Source organism: Paenibacillus sp. EZ-K15, from assembly GCF_002573715.1.
In the GTDB taxonomy this organism is placed as follows: domain Bacteria; phylum Bacillota; class Bacilli; order Paenibacillales; family Paenibacillaceae; genus Paenibacillus_AQ.
Genome location: NZ_PDHM01000005.1, coordinates 26,451 through 42,349, shown reverse-complemented (window position 1 = coordinate 42,349; position 15,899 = coordinate 26,451). Strand labels below are relative to the sequence as shown.

The following is a 15,899-nucleotide window of genomic DNA, read 5'->3' as shown; positions in this document are numbered from 1 at the left end:
GCCACACCTAGTACAATCGGTAACCAGGCCGCTACTTCAGCCGCACCAACAGCAAACAGTAACCAAGCTCCTTACACCAGGAGCAACAAGAGCAGCCAGCCCCACTCCCTCCGCTTACTTCTCCTCCATCAGCTGCCGCAGCTTTGCTTCTGTTGTCGTATCGGGAGCTGGCGTATAGATGCTGCACCGCAGGTCATCATTCCCGTACACTTTGAGCGACGTGAGCTCGTATACCATTTTTCCGGCCTTGGCATGCCGGAACTCCAGATGTACTTCCGGGGCGTAGCTGACCTGGCTGTGCTCCCACATCCGATTGAAATCCGGATGCCCCTGCTTCATCTCTTCCAGAAAACGGTCATACCACTCATCCTCGACATATTGACCGTAATACGACCGGAACATCGACAGGAAGCCGCTGGCGAACTGCTCCCAGTTCACCGCCAGGCGTTGAAACTCCCTGCGGGTGAAGAGCAGCCGGATCATATTCCGCTCCTCGGGCGGAATGCGGTCAAAATCAAGGAACACGTATGCAGCTGCACGGTTCCACCCCACGATGTTGCACATCCGATCCGATATCATGACGGGGCAATATTTTAGCTCGGTGATGATTTTTTGCAGGGACGGACTGATCTGCACCGCCTCTTGTTTGACCGTATACGGCTCCGCTCCGCTCTCCAGCGCCAGCGAATACAGATATCTACGCTCATCCGCATTCAGCTGAAGCGCATTGGCGACACAGTCCAGCACGGATGACGACACCTGGATGTCGCGTCCCTGCTCGAGCCAGGTGTACCAAGTGGTGCTGACACCCGCCAGTTGGGCGACCTCCTCCCTGCGCAAGCCTGGTGTTCTCCGTCTAGTCCCGGGCGGAAGTCCGACGGACTCGGGCAAGATTTTGGCACGCTGACCTTTCAAGAATGCCGACAACGCTTGCAGCCTAACCTGGGAATTCATTGTACAAGCCCCCTTCATTCATTAAGGATAGCAGTATTTATACTAGGATAAACGGTATCTTGTAATAGGATACTACACGTGACATTATAACCTTAAGATTGACAAGTTATAAAGTCTTAAGGAGGCTGTTGATCCATGGAAAGAGTTGTTATCACCGGTATGGGCGTCATATCACCGCTGGGCCATGATGTTGAGACGTTCTGGTCCCGGCTTGTACGGGGAGAGTCCGGTATTACACATATAGAAACAATGGATACATCAAGACAAAAAGTAAAAATAGCGGGTGCCGTGAAGGAGTTTGACGCAAACGCGCTGTTTGGCGTTAAGGAAGCTCGGCGTTTGGACCGCTTCTGCCAGTTTGCCCTGGCTGCGGCGGATCAAGCCATAAGTCAGTCGGGACTCGATCTTGATCAGATCGATCATGAGCGGATGGGGGTATACGTTGGCTCCGGCATCGGCGGTATTCAAACCTTAATGAATCAGAGCGACACGCTGTCTTCGCGAGGACCAGAGCGGGTGAGCCCCACCCTGGTTCCCATGATGATTCCCAATATGGCGGCAGCGCTCATTAGCATTAAATACAAGGCGCTGGGCTCTACGCTTGCGCCAGTTACGGCATGTTCGATCGGCAATACGGCGATCGGCGAGGCTTTCTTTAACATCCAGGCAGGCCGATCCGACGTGATTATTGCAGGAGGCTCCGAAGCAGCATTGACCGACATCTCGCTGGCCAGCTTCGCGAATGCAACCGCCCTTTCCTCCCGTAACGACGAACCGGGCCGGGCCAGCCGGCCGTTTGATACAGACCGGGATGGATTCGTCATGGCGGAGGGTGCCGGCATCCTCGTTCTGGAATCCCTCTCCCATGCCTTGAGCAGAGGCGCTGAAATTCTGGGCGAGGTCATTGGATACGGCGCCAGCTCGGATGCCTATCATATGGTCGCCACGCCGGAAGACGGCAACGGCGCGGCACGGGCGATGAAGCTGGCCCTGACCGAGGCGAACCTCTCCCCAGCCGACGTGGATGTCATCAGCGCCCATGCCACAAGCACGGTCATCGGTGACCGTTCGGAGACAGCGGCCATTAAGCAGGTGTTTGGCAAGGAGGCGTATCGCATTCCGGTAACGGCCAACAAGTCGATGACCGGACATATGCTGGGCGCATCCGGCGGCGTGGAGGCCATTGCACTCGTGAAATCTCTGCAAGAAGGCATCATACCGCCGACGATCAATCTGGAGCATCCCGATCCGGCATGCGATTTGGATTATGTACCGAACCAGGCGAGAAACGCCGAGCTCCGGATTGGCATGTCGAATTCCTTCGGCTTCGGCGGACATAATTCGGCGATTGTTATCCAGAAATATGAGCACGAATAACCATGAGTTCCAGACCCCAGTGAAAACTGGGGTCTTTTTCTTGTTGCGATTCTGGAAGAATGGGCTGAATAATGAGACAGAAACACTTTTTAAATTTTTTTTCGCAGAATCAAACTTTTTGCAAGACTCGCACGTCTTGCTTCCGTAAGGCAATTGCAATTGATGGTTACCCGCGCGGGCCCAAAGGAGTGTCATATTTACATGAGTGGCGGCCGGAAGCTTGAGAAGCTTCTTATTCAATGTATAACCGAAAATCAGGACAGCGCCTACCGGCTGGCATACAGCTACGTTAGAAATAAAGAGGATGCCCTCGATATCGTTCAGGACGCGATCCACAAAGCATTTTTATCCATGGAAAAGCTGAAGCAGACGGGTTCAATAAAAAGCTGGTTTTTCCGAATTATTGTTACAACCTCCCTGGATTTCATTAGAAAACAGAAAAAAGTCCATGTCATGGACGACGAGAACCTGGAGGTTATATTACCCGGGAGCCATGATCACTATCCGAATCTGGATCTGGCCCAATCTTTGGAGGAATTACCCGATAAGTATCGGGTCATCATCATACTCCGGTTTTTTGAAGATATGAAGATTGACGAAATTGCCGAAGTGCTCCACGAGAACGTCAGCACGGTGAAAACGAGATTATACCAAGGACTACAGAGACTGCGGGTGAACTTAAGCGAGGAAGATCAAGAGGAGGCACAACGATAATGCATGACAAGCTGAATAGGATGAAAGAGCAGTACGAGAGCACTCCTATTCCTGACGAACTAAGCTCGATTGTCAACAAGACCATAGCAACCAGACGAAAAAAAAATAGAGCGCTGCCCTGGCTCGCTAGTAGCGCAGCTGCATGCATCCTACTGTTCGCCGGAGTGAATACCAGCCCTGCCTTCGCCCGGGCCATGTCCGATGTGCCGGTTCTGGGCCATATCATCAAGGTGATCACCATCCGTGAATATGCCGAGCAAGACGATAACACGGAAGTGCATATTGAAACACCCGGCATTGCCAACTTAGGAAATACAGAGCTTGAGCAAACCCTGAATAACAAATATCTGGAAGAAAATAGAAAGCTGTATGAGAACTTCAAAGACGAAGTCGCCCTGCTAAATAAAGAAGGCGGCGCGCATCTGAGTCTTGCTAGCGGTTATGAAGTAATCACCGACACTGAACAGCTGCTGACGCTTTCGCGCTATATTGTCGAATCTGCTGGAAGCTCCGCCGAATCAAGAAAATACGATACGATCGACAAGAAGAACCAGATGGTGATCACGCTGCCAAGTCTGTTCAAGGATGATCGTTATATCCAAGTCATCAGTGACAATATCAAGGAGCAGATGCGCCAGCAGATGCAGGATAATCCGGACAACATCTACTGGGTGGAGCAGCCCGGTGTGGAGTCCGATGTACCGGAGGATCTGTTCCAAACGATCGCCAAGGACCAAAACTTCTACATCAACCAAAACGGCAAACTGGTCATCAGCTTTAATGAATACGATGTTGCACCCGGCTATATGGGTGTCGTGGAATTTACGATCCCAACGGAAGTGATCGCAGACCAGCTCGTCAGCAGCGAATACATCCGATAGATTGACCGTTCATCACTACGAATACAGATCACAAATTGTAGATACCAAACCATAAACCTGGAGGTAATATATAATGAAAAAAACAATGAAAACAACAACCCCAATAACCAAAACCCTGGCGGCTGCCGGATTAGCGGGCATCCTGATGATATCCGCTTCGGGTCTGCCATCCGCTCATGTCCATGCCGAAACCAAAGCTGCAGCGAGCACGAATCGGGTGACCGCTCCAACCGTTGCCCCGCAACGGGTAACATCCAAAGCACTGCAATCCAAGGATAAATGGCTGGAAACCCATATTAAGATCCCTGTATTCCAAGGTCTAACTGACACCAAATATCAAGACCAGTTGAATGACATTATTGAATCCCATGCTTCCAAGGATATGGACAAATGGGAGAAAGAAGCGGCGGAAGCTGCTGCAAATGCACAAAAGAACGGCTATACCATGCACCCTTATCAGCTGACCATCACTTATGAGCTCACATCGGATGGTAAAGACGACAGCTTGATCTCCCTTAAGGTTATCACTGAAGGCATCGGAATGAACAATGGCGATCCCCGCGTGGATACGTACAACTTCACGAACGAAGCCGAAGCCCAGCGCGTGACGCTCGAAGATCTGTTCGGTAAAGATTACAAATCCATCGTGGATAAGGCGGTCAAAACGGCGATTGCCGCGGATCAGGACAATTACTTCACGAACGAAGACGGATTTCAAGGCATAGATGCAGAGCAATCCTTCTATGTCGCGGACGGAAAAGCCTATATCGTATTCGAAAAATACAGCATCGCCCCCGGATCCACAGGTACACCGGAATTTGCCGTAAAGCTGCCGGGTAAAGTTTCCAACCAAAAGCCTGCTGCAGCCGTAGTGAAATCAGGCGCTTATTACAAAGATAACAACGGCAAGATCATGGTTCAGGTATCCGTGCTGCGCCAGCTGCAATTCAATATCAAGTGGAACGGCAAGAGCAAAACCACAGAAATCTCCAAGGGAGCTGTCTGGAGCGCGGTGAAGCTGAACAAGGATGCTTACACTTTGGGTAAAATGACCCCACGTTCGCTGGGCTCGGCTCCTGTAATGAAAAAAGGCCACATCTATGTTCCGCTTGCTTTCCTGACAGACGTTCTGAACCTGAATGCAGATCACAGCAAGGATGGCCAGATTACGGTGACAGCTGCAAAATAATAGATCCACTCCATTCAAAGCCTGCGCCTCCTGCACACCATCTTTTAAAGCAGGGACAGCACGGCATGCGGTAAAAAAGAGGCCCTCTCCAACACGGAGACGGCCTCTTCTTATTTCATGTTAAGCTAAGGACGTACCTTAACGAGGCCTTCCGTACCCTCGTTACAGTGCAGCATGCCGTCAACAATACCCCTCCGACAAATCTTCTCCTGCCTTGCCGCCCCATTCATCATCCATCAGATACCGGGCATGAACCCTTTCTCCCTCATCCACAAATGTGAAACGATAATACACTTCTTCATCCTCGCAAATCTCAAAATACAGTGCATATCGCCCTGCTTGCAGCGGAAGCTCAATAACGGCGTCCGACATGACGGACAACAACTCCAGCTTCTCGGGATCGAGAACGTCAAACGGCACGACCATCCGCCGCTGCGCGTTCGGATCTTCGATGAACGCCTCTTTCAAGGCCAGTTTCACCCAGGCGCCGAAAGCATCCTCAGGGATGGGATCAAAGGTGAGATAACCGGGATGAATGACAACGCCCTGCTTGATATTGGTTTCTCCCCATTGGCACAAATCCTCATCAAAGTCCCGTGAGCGGACTTGTATCTGATGGTGCGATATAGTGAGATCGACCTCTTGAGTCATTTTCGTATGCTGCATATGTATAAGCACCTCGCTTTTTGGATATCTGCATTCTATTTAAGCCGCTCCATATGGATCGTGGCCAGCCTGCGTTCCTTATCCACCTGAACCCGCATGCTAATGCCCAGCTTCTCCTCGAACAATCGGGTGACATTCAGATACTTATCCTCTACGACTCCCGATCCTCCTCGGCCGTTGGAACGCGTCATGCCTGCGGTGATAATCTCTTTCACCATATCCCCATCCGCTTTGGCGTCCGGATCATATGTAAATATAGGCTCTTTACGGTCATTATAAAAGATCATGTCCTGCCGGTAATCCTTTGCGTTCACATACTCTTTTCGCGTCTCGATATAGTCGCTCTCCAGATGGTCATACTGAACCCGCCCTGCCAAGAACGGATTGTCCTCCGAAACCTCCACCTCGAACTGCCCGTATGCCAATTGATACAGCATGTTGAGGTCCGACCCTTCCAACCTGTAGTACAACGGACGAAGTTCCCCTTGCTTGTCGGTTGCGGCGAAGCCGGCCAGCAGCGGCCAAGCATCCACTTGTTCACCATCCACATCAACGGCCAGCTGGTACTTGGTCAGGACCACCTCATTCTGAAAAAGCCCATACGTGCGCGCAATAAAATAGCCGGGTATCAACAGCGTGGCTGCCACCAGTATGATCACTCCCCAGAGGACCCGCCTGCCTTTCATGCTGTCACCTCCCCTCGCTAGTTCTTCTTCTGATTATCACGCACAACGACATCTTATGTAAGCATCAAGAGCGCTTCCTGCTAATCCATCAGTAGTCCACCTCTTCAATGTCGGTGCGCAGATTGCGATTGGACGCCTGAAGCAGCTCCGTGAAGGAAGGCGCGATATAATACACAAAATCAGGATCATGCACGTACATGATGATCTGCCCGGACGTTCCCGGCTCAGCCGGATCGAAATCCAGCATCAGATACAGCGACCCGCCTGCCATCGTGGCAAACGGATACCACGCCTTGTGAAACAGGTACGGTTTAATCTCCGGATCCAGCTGCTGTATTTCCTCCGAACTATAATACGCATCCAGTGGTTCATCCCGCTCGCAAAAATAAGATTTGACTTCCTTCATCTCATCCAGGCTCATCAGATAAAACGGCGTGTATTCCCCATCCCCCTCATTACCGGGATAGAGCACGTGAAACCCGTATCCGCTGCCGTTCTTCTTACTGTAAAACGAACGAAAGTCCTGCGGCAACTTGATCCCGAACTCCGCTTCGAAAAGCTGCAACTGGTCAGGAGCAGCCCCCTCCAATTGTTTATATTCCTCCAGCAGATCCCGAAGATCTTCGGCGACCTTCTCCTCCAACTGCTGCTCCAGCTCGAGCATCAGTCCATCAATGACAGCATTCATACAATAACCTCCGTTTATTACATGTCCACTTACTCCAAGCGGGGTGCTTCCCTTTACTAAAAGTATATAGAACGCTGCAATGAAAACAACATGTCCTGCGGCATGCAAAAAAAGGGACAAAATCCCTGTTGAGATGTTGGTTTTGGTTCTTTTATGAAAACACCCCAGGATATTTATGGCTGCTGAAGCGAAGCTATTTCATGCCGGAATCAGTTAATTCCATCCCAGGGATAAGCGGGACAGAGATAGCCCGCTCTCCTGCCGGAGAGTTAGCACCATTTTCGCATAAGCAGCTCCATGGGACCTCGCTTCACTCGCTTTCTCCATACCCAAGAGAAGATGACAGCCATCACAAAGTAACCGCAGCCGTAAGCAACCGCAAAGCCCAGATTGCCATGGTTCAAATACCCGATCGCTTCCAGCAGCCCCAATCCAATGAAGATATGACCGAGATAATGGGAGAGCGAGAGCTGCCCGGTCCATATAAGCCACCTTGTCAGACGGTTCTTCTCCAAACGCTCAACGATATAAAAACAGATCGTAATCACGGCAACAGCCAGACAAGCGGCAGAACATACATAGAGCAGCGTGGGTGGCATCGGCTTGGTGGTAAACAGATAACTCGCCGAATCGGCATCAAGCCACGGGGACGTCCAGCGAATGAGGAAATACGATAACAGCTCGAATATAACCGCTCCGGACAATGAATAAATCATGAGCTTCCGTCTGTGGTTGCCACCCCACCAGCCTTTTCTTCCAAGCCACATGCCGATGAGGAAAAAGCTGCTCCATGGAAAAAGAGGATGATATCCGTTGAACATCAAATTACGGATGAATCCTTCCCCGGTCCAAAAGCCCGTATATCGATGAAAACCGGAGTCCCAGCCCTTGCTGTAGTCCATCAGGATCAACATGAATGACGATAGAATCAGAACGAGTCCGGCCAGGATTAGGAGCGTTCTGTCCGATACCGTTATAAGTACCGCGGCCAGAAGTAAAAATACCGCATAATAGTGCAATATATCGGCGCTCCATCCGGTCAGCAGCAGAAGTGTCCCGGCTATGAACAAGAATACGGCTCTCCTCACCAATGTCTTCCGATTCTCTCGAATCATGTGTGGGTCACGGGAAACACTAGCCTTCGCAGTCATTAAGGATACACCAATGCCTGCCAGCACCACGAACAATGCAGAAGCTCTTCCTTCAAACAGACCGGCGATGGTTTGCAGCCAAATGGCTCCATGATCCCCCACCTCCATGGCAAGTTTATAATTGACAATAATCATGCCGAAGATGGCCCAGGCCCGAGCATAATCGAGTGCGGTTAAACGCGTTGTCTTAGAGCTCATTTCCCGCCAGCTCCTGACATCACCTGGTTGACCGCTTGCGTCCAGATCACCTCATAATCGTACTCAAGACCGTAACTCATGAAGTTATCCATGCTGTCAATGATCATCGTCAGCATCTGTGCCTGAACTCTCATATTGCCCTCCGGAAGAGCTCCCATGGAAACACCATGCTGTAGCAGCTCCGTTAAGCCGGAAGTGAACCCTTCCAGAATGCCGATTAGCTGCCGTGCATATTTAGGATCGCGGTAACCCAAGGCCTGATACTGATTCATAATTCGAGTGTAGTGTTCATCTTCCTGTTGCGTATGAATCATGTTCAATCCGTCAGAAGTAAGCCTCGCGCCGAAATTCTCCACCGTATATTGCTCCAGTTGAAAATAAACATGAAAACCGATGCTGCGGCAAATCTCTTCAAAAAGCTTGTCAATAAGAGCTTCCTTCGAAGAAAAGTGATAATAAAGCGCAGGCTTGGATACATCCAATTCCTTGGCGATCATCGCCATGCTCGTTTTCTCAAAACCTTGTTCCGCAAACAAGCGATAGCTTGTATCTAAAATAACCTCGTACGTTGATGGATTACTCATCTTGATCTAAACAGCTCCTCATAATTCTACTTACCGGTCGGTAAGTGAATGATAATACAGGATGATCTTATTTGCAACATGATTCTCTTTGCAAACACAAGAATGCCGCACAGCGGATATGAAAATCCACCGATGCGGCATTCCGGTTACATTGATATGCTAGATGACATCGACAAACTCCAGCTTCCCAAAACGCGAAGGAATATGGTAGTTCACCTCACCGGTCGGGCTCCATGCCTGATACTCCCGGTTTCCTTGGGTGTCCTCGTCAATGCGGTAAAAATTCACGTTCCAGCTTCGTCCCGCTTGCGGTGGATTCTTGAAGTTCGCAGCGGGAATGCGAATTTCATAAATCAAATTCCCCTTGCCGTCATCCTCTACCGAAGTCTGAAGACCGGCAAAATCCCACTTTATATCGCTGCTTGCGATCGACTTATGTCCGTCGCTTTGGATCAGGGCGTCAAATATAATATTGTTCGGGCTAACCTCAAGCTCGATATATTCCATTCCCGTTCCTGCTTCGTCGATAAACAGTTCCACGACATCCTGATCATACAGCGGATCATCCCGATGCTGATACTCTGATACGATATGAGAATCCTGACAAACAAACCGTACATAGAAGTATTCGGAGCTCCAGCAGGCGCGAACCTCGGTCGCTTCCTTCGTAGCAAGCCCGGTCACGGTATCACTTAAGGCCACCGCTTCATAACGGTCCCAATCGACGCTCCCCTGATGCTCTCCCTGCTGAATGTATATAACGGGCTTGCACGGGTAAATTGCCGTATACTGCATGATTATCCCTCCGAAAAAATTCAATAGTTAAATCTATCCTCTATGATAAGACATACAGATTCGGTTAGCTATTCCATGGTAAGAATAAAGAAAGTACGGGAAATCCCATCTTTTGCTCTATGTCCCCATAGTGAAAATAAGCGCATGCTGTGCTACAATAATAAAATTGCAAACTCTAGGGAGGGTTATGGATTCGCCATGCTCATAATTGGTATCGCCGGCGGCACCGGATCGGGCAAAACGACGGTTGCCCGCTCTGTCATTGACCGTCTTGGTTCAGATAAAGTGACTTTCATTTCGCAGGATAACTATTACAAGGATCATAAGGAACTCAGTTTCGAGGAACGCGAAGCGATTAACTATGATCATCCGTTCGCCTTTGACAACGAGCTGCTCGTCGAACATCTCGGCATTTTGAAAAGCGGACAACCCGCATTCGCACCAGTGTATGATTTTACTGCCCATGCCCGCTTCACGGATCAGACCCTCGAACTGAAGCCGAACAACATCGTCATCATTGAAGGCCTTCACGTGCTGTCCGATGAGAATCTGCGCAAGCTGCTTCACATTAAAGTGTTTGTGGATACCGATCCCGATGTACGCCTGCTTCGCCGGGTCGTACGCGATATCGAAGACCGCGGCCGGACCATCCAGTCGATTCACAATCAGTATCTGACAACCGTTAAGCCAATGCATGAGGCGTTCATTGAACCCTCCAAGAAATACGCCGACCTGATCATTCCTGAAGGCGGAGAGAATGAAGTTGGCATTCGCCTGCTCTCCATCTTAACCGAGAAATATTTGACCGGCGACCGCACATTGTCAGGTGAACAATAGGACAAGCCTGCGTATCAGCCCTTTGGCAGTTTGGCAGCAAGGAAAAAAGCCCGCGGATCTGTAATTACAGGTCTGTGGGCTTTTTGGTGTTATCCGTGTCCTTGCGCTAGTATTGCTAATCCGCAACCACGAGCACATCCATATGCCTTGCACATCGCAGCAGGCTCCGGATCATTTTCCGCTGGGCGTACAGCTTCCATCCGGCCATCTGCGGCTGTCCGATAATCAGCTGGGTAGCTTTCGCCTCATCGGCTGCGGCGACCAATTGAGAAGAAATGGCGCGTGCTGGCCCCTTTTTTAAGGGCAGCAAGGTGAACGTTCCTCCGAGGCGGTCCGTTAACGTCTCAAGAGCCGTCAAGCGCTGGCGGTCGTCATGGAATAGATGAAGTTGACACGCCCTTGGGAATGGAAATGCCACATACCAGGCAGCCTTCAGCCGATGGGCGATCCGGAAGCCGCGGCGAATGAGCCGCTCAGCCTGTGGGCCGCTGCCAACTATGACATAAATAACCTCCTCGCGCCGCCACGGTCCTCGAAGCGAGCTGCTGCGCTGCCATGACTCCAGCCTCTCGTCCACATCATCCGCGATTTCTCTTAAGGCAAGCTCTCTTAAAGCAATGAGGTTTCCCGTCTTAAAAAAATGGCCGAGCGCCTGCGGGATTTTCTCCGGCGCATAGATTTTCCCGTCCTTCATCCGCTGCCGCAGCGACTCCGGCGTCACGTCGATGAGCTGAACCTCATCGGCCAATTGCAGAATATGGTCCGGCACCGTCTCGCGGACACGAACACCGGTCATTTGCTCAACGGCATCATTCAAGCTCTCCAGATGCTGCACATTCACGGTTGTAATGACAGAGATGCCGGCCGAGAGAATACCCTGCACGTCTTCATACCGTTTCTTGTGCTTGCTTCCGGGAACATTCGTATGCGCCAGTTCATCCACAAGAACCACGTCCGGCCTGCGACGAATGATTTCATCGGTATCCATCTCCTCAAGGCGTGATCCCTGGTATGCCATCACTTTTCGCGGAAGAACCTCGAGATCACCTACCTGGGACAGCGTATCCATCCGGCCGTGCGTCTCCAGCAATCCGGCCAGAACCGTCAATTCCTTCTTTAGCAAATCATTGCCTTCGCGCAGCATCGCATACGTCTTGCCCACACCCGGAGCAGCCCCGATATAGACTTTAAACCGCCCCCGCTTGACCTGCTCCATCTTCCGGTCCAACTCTTGTTCATTCAAGCGATGGAACGATTCGGAAGGGAGCCGCTGCGGATGGAGCCGAGCCGGGATAATCCGCTCTCCGTCATGTGCCGCCCGATCCGCCACCATAAAAATATCCATCCCGCGCGTCTTCTTCAGCAGATCCTGAAGGATCGAGCCCTGCCACAGCTCTTGCATGCGCGTCTGCTTCGAATGGCCAAGAACAATGCGTGTAACATGGTGCTCCAGCGCATACTGAACAAGCGCGTCAGCCAGCTTCCTCCGGGAACGGAGGGGCAGTTCCTCCAGATTGGCACCAATCCGCACCGCGAGCTTAACCATGGAACGCTTAAAGGCGGCCTGTTCTTTGGTAAGCTCTAATCCCGGTTTCACAAACGTGATGGCCAGAAGCTCGCCGTTCAATCTCTTCGCGATCTGCTGCCCGCGCCGCATATAGATAGATCCGTTCCAATGATACTGGGTAGATACCAGTATTCGCTCATGGGCTCCCGATGGGCCGACGAGTCCCTGTTCTTTGCGGTACCGCTCCAGCGAGTGGCTCACTCCCTCGGCAACGAGGCGGAGCGTCAACTCCCGGAGCACGGCCAGATTGCCCTGCTTCCATACGCTGCCGCCTCCAAGCAGGCCATCCTGTGCCCGTTCCAGCATCGTTTCGGGCGTTACGTCAATGAGCACCACCTCATCGGCACTCTCCAGCGTATCAGCCGGCACCGTATGGCTGGCCTTAATGCCCGTCAGCTTGGCGGCAATGCCTTGGACGTCCTCCAGCTCATACACATTGACCGTTGTGATGACGCTGATCCCCCGGCTTAACAGGAATCGGATGTCATCCAGCCGCGTGGCATGCCGCGCTCCCTTCCGGTTCCGATGGGCAAGCCCATCAACAAGCACCACCTCCGGGTTGCGCTGCACCAGCAGATCCAGATCAAGATCCTTCTTCTCTACGCCGTCCTCCACCCAATGAATGCTGGGCACCCGCTCCAGATTCCGGACCTGCTCCACCGTTTCCGGACGCTGCATCGTGGATACGGCACATATGACGACATCGATGCCTTGCAGCCTCAGAGTCTGTCCTTCGCGAAGCATATGATAGGTTTTTCCCGAACCACTCACAGCCCCGATATATACCTTGAGCCTTCCATGATGAAGCTTCGCAATCGACCTTAAGATTTCCTCCGGCGATTTTCTCCGAAATGGGTCCATAATCAATCAAGAAGCTCGGCAAGAGCCAGGTTCAGCTTCAACACATTGACGCGCGGTTCACCGAACACGCCCAAATCCCGTCCCTCCGTATGCTCCTCTACCAACTGCTTAAGCTCCGCTTCCGTGATTCCGGTCAGCTTGCTGATCCGCGGAATCTGAATATCCGCTGCCTGAGGCGAGATGTGAGGATCCAATCCGGAGCCGGAATTCGTTACCAGATCCATCGGCACCTCGCTCACCGGAACGTCCGGATTGTTCTCCTTCCATGCTTCAATCGAAGCCTTCGTTCGTTCGATCAAATCCGGATTGGAAGGTGCGTAGTTATTGCTGCCTGAGCCGGCTCCGTTGTATTCAATGCTGGACACCCTACCGTGAAAATATTGAGGTTTCGTAAAGTTCTGGCCGATCAATTCCGAGCCAACCACCTTTCCGCCCCGATCCGTGACCAAGCTGCCGCCGGCTTGCTTCGGCATGAGCAGCTGCGCCGCTCCCGTCGTAACCAGCGGATAGAGAACTCCGCATAACACGATAAATACAAGACTCGTTCTTAGGGCAATGCCCAGGGAGATACGGGCGGCACCTGCCTTGGCATGAGGCGCCGTTGATGATTGTTGCAATGGATTATTCATGGTTCCTCGATCCTTTCCTTCATATCTTCCACGTAAAGTAATCTTCGAGTTATCTCTTTATGCCTGTTACGATTATCATATCTAGATCCATAGATGGACGATCATGTCGATCAGCTTAATCCCGATGAACGGTACGATCACGCCACCTAAGCCATAGACCAGCACATTGCGCTGCAGCAGCTTCGACGAGCTCATCGGCTTATAGGCTACGCCCTTCATCGCAAGCGGTATCAGCAGCGGGATAATGATGGCATTAAAGATCAGCGCCGACAGAATCGCCGACATGGGGGAACCCAGTCCCATGACGTTGAGAACATTCATGCTTGGTATGGCGGCTGCAAACATCGCCGGTATGATGGCAAAATATTTGGCGACATCGTTCGCGACGCTGAACGTGGTCAGCGCGCCCCGCGTCATCAGCAGCTGCTTGCCGATGGCAACCACCTCGATAATCTTCGATGGATCCGAATCCAGATCCACCATATTGGCCGCTTCCTTGGCTGCGGTGGTACCGCTGTTCATCGCCAGCCCCACATCGGCCTGCGCCAGCGCCGGGGCGTCGTTCGTACCGTCACCGGTCATCGCTACTAACTTCCCTTCGGCTTGTTCTCGGTGGATGACGGCAATCTTATCCTCGGGCTTGCTCTCGGCGATATAATCATCGACACCTGCTTCACGGGCAATCGTCGCCGCGGTGAGCGGATTGTCGCCCGTGCACATAATCGTCTTGATGCCCATCCGGCGCAGCTGCTCAAACCGTTCCTTCATGCCCGGCTTCACGGTATCCTTCAGGTAGATCAGACCATAGATGCGGTTATCCACGGCGACAGCGAGCGGAGTTCCGCCCTCTGTTGCGATGGCGTCACTGTTTGGCGTCAAATCCGAAGGGATGGAGCCTCCTTGCGACAGCACCCACGCCTTGACGGCATCCACCGCGCCCTTGCGGACTTTCCGTCCATCCTTCAGATCCATACCGCTCACCCGGGTCTCAGCCTTAAATTCGATGAATTCCGCCCGAGCCGCCATGCTTTCATCCACTTCGAGTCCTTCCTTCTTCAGCAGCTCCAATACCGAGCGTCCTTCCGGCGTCTCGTCTTGCAGCGAGCTCACGGCTGCCCACTGGGAAACCGAGGCAAGCGATTCACCGCCAACGGGAATCAACTGGCTGGCCATCCGGTTCCCAAACGTAATCGTACCCGTCTTATCCAGAATCATCGTATTGATGTCACCGGCGGCCTCCACCGCCTTGCCCGACATCGCCAGCACATTGAACTGCGTCACCCGGTCCATGCCGGCAATCCCGATCGCCGACAGCAAGCCCCCGATCGTGGTCGGGATGAGACATACCAGCAGCGAGATCAGCACCGGAACGGACAGCTCGATGCCAAGATACTTCGCAATCGGTGCGAGCGTAACGACAACGATCAGGAAAATCAGCGTTAAGACGATCAACAACGTGTTCAGCGCAATTTCATTCGGCGTCTTCTGGCGGGAGGCTCCTTCAACAAGCGAAATCATCCGGTCGATAAACGATTCCCCCGGATCGCTCGTAATCCGGATTTTGATCGTATCGCTGACAACCCGAGTGCCCCCGGTGACCGAGCTGAAATCGCCGCCGGCTTCTTTAATGACGGGTGCGGACTCGCCGGTAATCGCCGATTCGTCAACGGACGCAAGGCCCGCAATGACTTCCCCGTCCCCGGGAATCATCTCGCCCTGCGTAACGATCACGATATCTCCTTTGCGAAGATCCGTGGACGGCACGGATTGTACCCCTCCGTTCTCCATCACTTTATGGGCCGTCATTTCCTGCTTGGATTGCTTAAGGGAATCGGCCTGCGCCTTCCCGCGTCCTTCGGCAAGCGCCTCTGCGAAGTTAGCGAACAGCAGCGTCAACAGCAAAATCACAAACACCGTCAGATTAAATCCGATACTGCCCTCTGTCCCGAAATAGGACGGAAATAACGTCATCAGCAAAACAACCAGGGTGCCGGCCTCCACCACAAACATGACCGGATTTCTCATCATTAGGACGGGATTCAGCTTCGTGAAGCTCTCCTTGAGCGCCTGACGAACCATCTCTTTGGACATCACTTTTTTTCTCGTATTATTCATGGTAATA

15 protein-coding genes are annotated in these 15,899 nt (G+C 52.0%); 5 read left to right on the top strand and 10 right to left on the bottom strand.

The features are described 5' to 3' along the window. Window positions 1–114: 114 nt before the first annotated feature. On the bottom strand, window positions 115–954 hold the full coding sequence (locus CRG97_RS02500) for a helix-turn-helix transcriptional regulator (protein WP_098741608.1): 840 nt from the start codon (window positions 952–954) through the stop codon (window positions 115–117). A 135-nt stretch (window positions 955–1,089) separates the two neighbouring features. On the opposite strand from CRG97_RS02500, the gene fabF reads away from it, so the two are divergent. From fabF to CRG97_RS02480, 4 genes are all read left to right on the top strand, one after another. Further along, entirely contained in the window at window positions 1,090–2,331 is a 1,242-nt protein-coding gene (gene fabF / locus CRG97_RS02495) for a beta-ketoacyl-ACP synthase II (protein WP_098741607.1), read from the top strand. 201 nt (window positions 2,332–2,532) lie between these two features. Beyond that, window positions 2,533–3,045 (top strand): RNA polymerase sigma factor, encoded by a 513-nt coding sequence (locus CRG97_RS02490; RefSeq protein WP_098741606.1) that lies wholly within the window; start codon window positions 2,533–2,535, stop codon window positions 3,043–3,045. Next, the gene (gene rsiV, locus CRG97_RS02485) at window positions 3,045–3,926 is read left to right on the top strand and encodes an anti-sigma-V factor RsiV (RefSeq protein ID WP_098741605.1); all 882 of its coding nucleotides are present in this window, start codon (window positions 3,045–3,047) and stop codon (window positions 3,924–3,926) included. The genes CRG97_RS02490 and rsiV overlap by 1 nt, the downstream gene beginning before the upstream one ends. A gap of 73 nt (window positions 3,927–3,999) precedes the next feature. Beyond that, window positions 4,000–5,115, top strand: coding sequence for a DUF3298 domain-containing protein (locus tag CRG97_RS02480; RefSeq protein ID WP_098741604.1), 1,116 nt, complete (start codon window positions 4,000–4,002; stop codon window positions 5,113–5,115). A 180-nt stretch (window positions 5,116–5,295) separates the two neighbouring features. Here CRG97_RS02480 and comJ read toward each other — a convergent pair whose 3' ends face one another. The 6 genes from comJ to CRG97_RS02450 form a co-directional block, all read right to left on the bottom strand. Continuing rightward, entirely contained in the window at window positions 5,296–5,781 is a 486-nt protein-coding gene (comJ, locus tag CRG97_RS02475) for a competence protein ComJ (RefSeq protein WP_098741603.1), read from the bottom strand. 35 nt (window positions 5,782–5,816) lie between these two features. After that, on the bottom strand, window positions 5,817–6,467 hold the full coding sequence (locus CRG97_RS02470) for a hypothetical protein (protein WP_098741602.1): 651 nt from the start codon (window positions 6,465–6,467) through the stop codon (window positions 5,817–5,819). Between the two features lie 88 nt (window positions 6,468–6,555). Next, window positions 6,556–7,155, bottom strand: coding sequence for an SMI1/KNR4 family protein (locus CRG97_RS02465; RefSeq protein ID WP_098741601.1), 600 nt, complete (start codon window positions 7,153–7,155; stop codon window positions 6,556–6,558). Between the two features lie 269 nt (window positions 7,156–7,424). Next, on the bottom strand, window positions 7,425–8,504 hold the full coding sequence (locus CRG97_RS02460) for a DUF418 domain-containing protein (RefSeq protein ID WP_098741600.1): 1,080 nt from the start codon (window positions 8,502–8,504) through the stop codon (window positions 7,425–7,427). Next, the gene (locus CRG97_RS02455) at window positions 8,501–9,088 is read right to left on the bottom strand and encodes a TetR/AcrR family transcriptional regulator (RefSeq protein ID WP_098741599.1); all 588 of its coding nucleotides are present in this window, start codon (window positions 9,086–9,088) and stop codon (window positions 8,501–8,503) included. Before CRG97_RS02455 ends, CRG97_RS02460 begins: the two co-directional genes overlap by 4 nt. A 159-nt stretch (window positions 9,089–9,247) precedes the next feature. Then, window positions 9,248–9,883: a carbohydrate-binding family 9-like protein gene (locus CRG97_RS02450; protein ID WP_098741598.1), complete on the bottom strand. Its 636-nt coding sequence runs from the start codon at window positions 9,881–9,883 to the stop codon at window positions 9,248–9,250. Window positions 9,884–10,081: 198 nt separating this feature from the next. On the opposite strand from CRG97_RS02450, the gene udk reads away from it, so the two are divergent. After that, window positions 10,082–10,720: a uridine kinase gene (gene udk / locus CRG97_RS02445; RefSeq protein WP_098741597.1), complete on the top strand. Its 639-nt coding sequence runs from the start codon at window positions 10,082–10,084 to the stop codon at window positions 10,718–10,720. A gap of 115 nt (window positions 10,721–10,835) precedes the next feature. Here the strand turns inward: udk and CRG97_RS02440 are convergent, their stop codons facing one another. The 3 genes from CRG97_RS02440 to kdpB form a co-directional block, all read right to left on the bottom strand. Continuing rightward, a complete protein-coding gene (locus CRG97_RS02440) occupies window positions 10,836–13,148 on the bottom strand; it encodes a histidine kinase (RefSeq protein WP_098741596.1) in 2,313 nt (770 codons plus the stop codon). A 2-nt stretch (window positions 13,149–13,150) separates the two neighbouring features. Beyond that, the gene (gene kdpC, locus CRG97_RS02435) at window positions 13,151–13,777 is read right to left on the bottom strand and encodes a potassium-transporting ATPase subunit KdpC (protein WP_098741595.1); all 627 of its coding nucleotides are present in this window, start codon (window positions 13,775–13,777) and stop codon (window positions 13,151–13,153) included. 81 nt (window positions 13,778–13,858) lie between these two features. Beyond that, a complete protein-coding gene (kdpB, locus tag CRG97_RS02430) occupies window positions 13,859–15,892 on the bottom strand; it encodes a potassium-transporting ATPase subunit KdpB (protein ID WP_098741594.1) in 2,034 nt (677 codons plus the stop codon). Window positions 15,893–15,899: the final 7 nt, after the last annotated feature.

Coding starts and splice junctions, on each gene's coding strand:
- CRG97_RS02500 (WP_098741608.1), bottom strand. CDS start 954: ATGAATTCCCAGGTTAGGCTGCAAGCGTTGTCGGCATTCTTGAAAGGT.
- fabF (WP_098741607.1), top strand. CDS start 1,090: ATGGAAAGAGTTGTTATCACCGGTATGGGCGTCATATCACCGCTGGGC.
- CRG97_RS02490 (WP_098741606.1), top strand. CDS start 2,533: ATGAGTGGCGGCCGGAAGCTTGAGAAGCTTCTTATTCAATGTATAACC.
- rsiV (WP_098741605.1), top strand. CDS start 3,045: ATGCATGACAAGCTGAATAGGATGAAAGAGCAGTACGAGAGCACTCCT.
- CRG97_RS02480 (WP_098741604.1), top strand. CDS start 4,000: ATGAAAAAAACAATGAAAACAACAACCCCAATAACCAAAACCCTGGCG.
- comJ (WP_098741603.1), bottom strand. CDS start 5,781: ATGCAGCATACGAAAATGACTCAAGAGGTCGATCTCACTATATCGCAC.
- CRG97_RS02470 (WP_098741602.1), bottom strand. CDS start 6,467: ATGAAAGGCAGGCGGGTCCTCTGGGGAGTGATCATACTGGTGGCAGCC.
- CRG97_RS02465 (WP_098741601.1), bottom strand. CDS start 7,155: ATGAATGCTGTCATTGATGGACTGATGCTCGAGCTGGAGCAGCAGTTG.
- CRG97_RS02460 (WP_098741600.1), bottom strand. CDS start 8,504: ATGAGCTCTAAGACAACGCGTTTAACCGCACTCGATTATGCTCGGGCC.
- CRG97_RS02455 (WP_098741599.1), bottom strand. CDS start 9,088: ATGAGTAATCCATCAACGTACGAGGTTATTTTAGATACAAGCTATCGC.
- CRG97_RS02450 (WP_098741598.1), bottom strand. CDS start 9,883: ATGCAGTATACGGCAATTTACCCGTGCAAGCCCGTTATATACATTCAG.
- udk (WP_098741597.1), top strand. CDS start 10,082: ATGCTCATAATTGGTATCGCCGGCGGCACCGGATCGGGCAAAACGACG.
- CRG97_RS02440 (WP_098741596.1), bottom strand. CDS start 13,148: ATGGACCCATTTCGGAGAAAATCGCCGGAGGAAATCTTAAGGTCGATT.
- kdpC (WP_098741595.1), bottom strand. CDS start 13,777: ATGAATAATCCATTGCAACAATCATCAACGGCGCCTCATGCCAAGGCA.
- kdpB (WP_098741594.1), bottom strand. CDS start 15,892: ATGAATAATACGAGAAAAAAAGTGATGTCCAAAGAGATGGTTCGTCAG.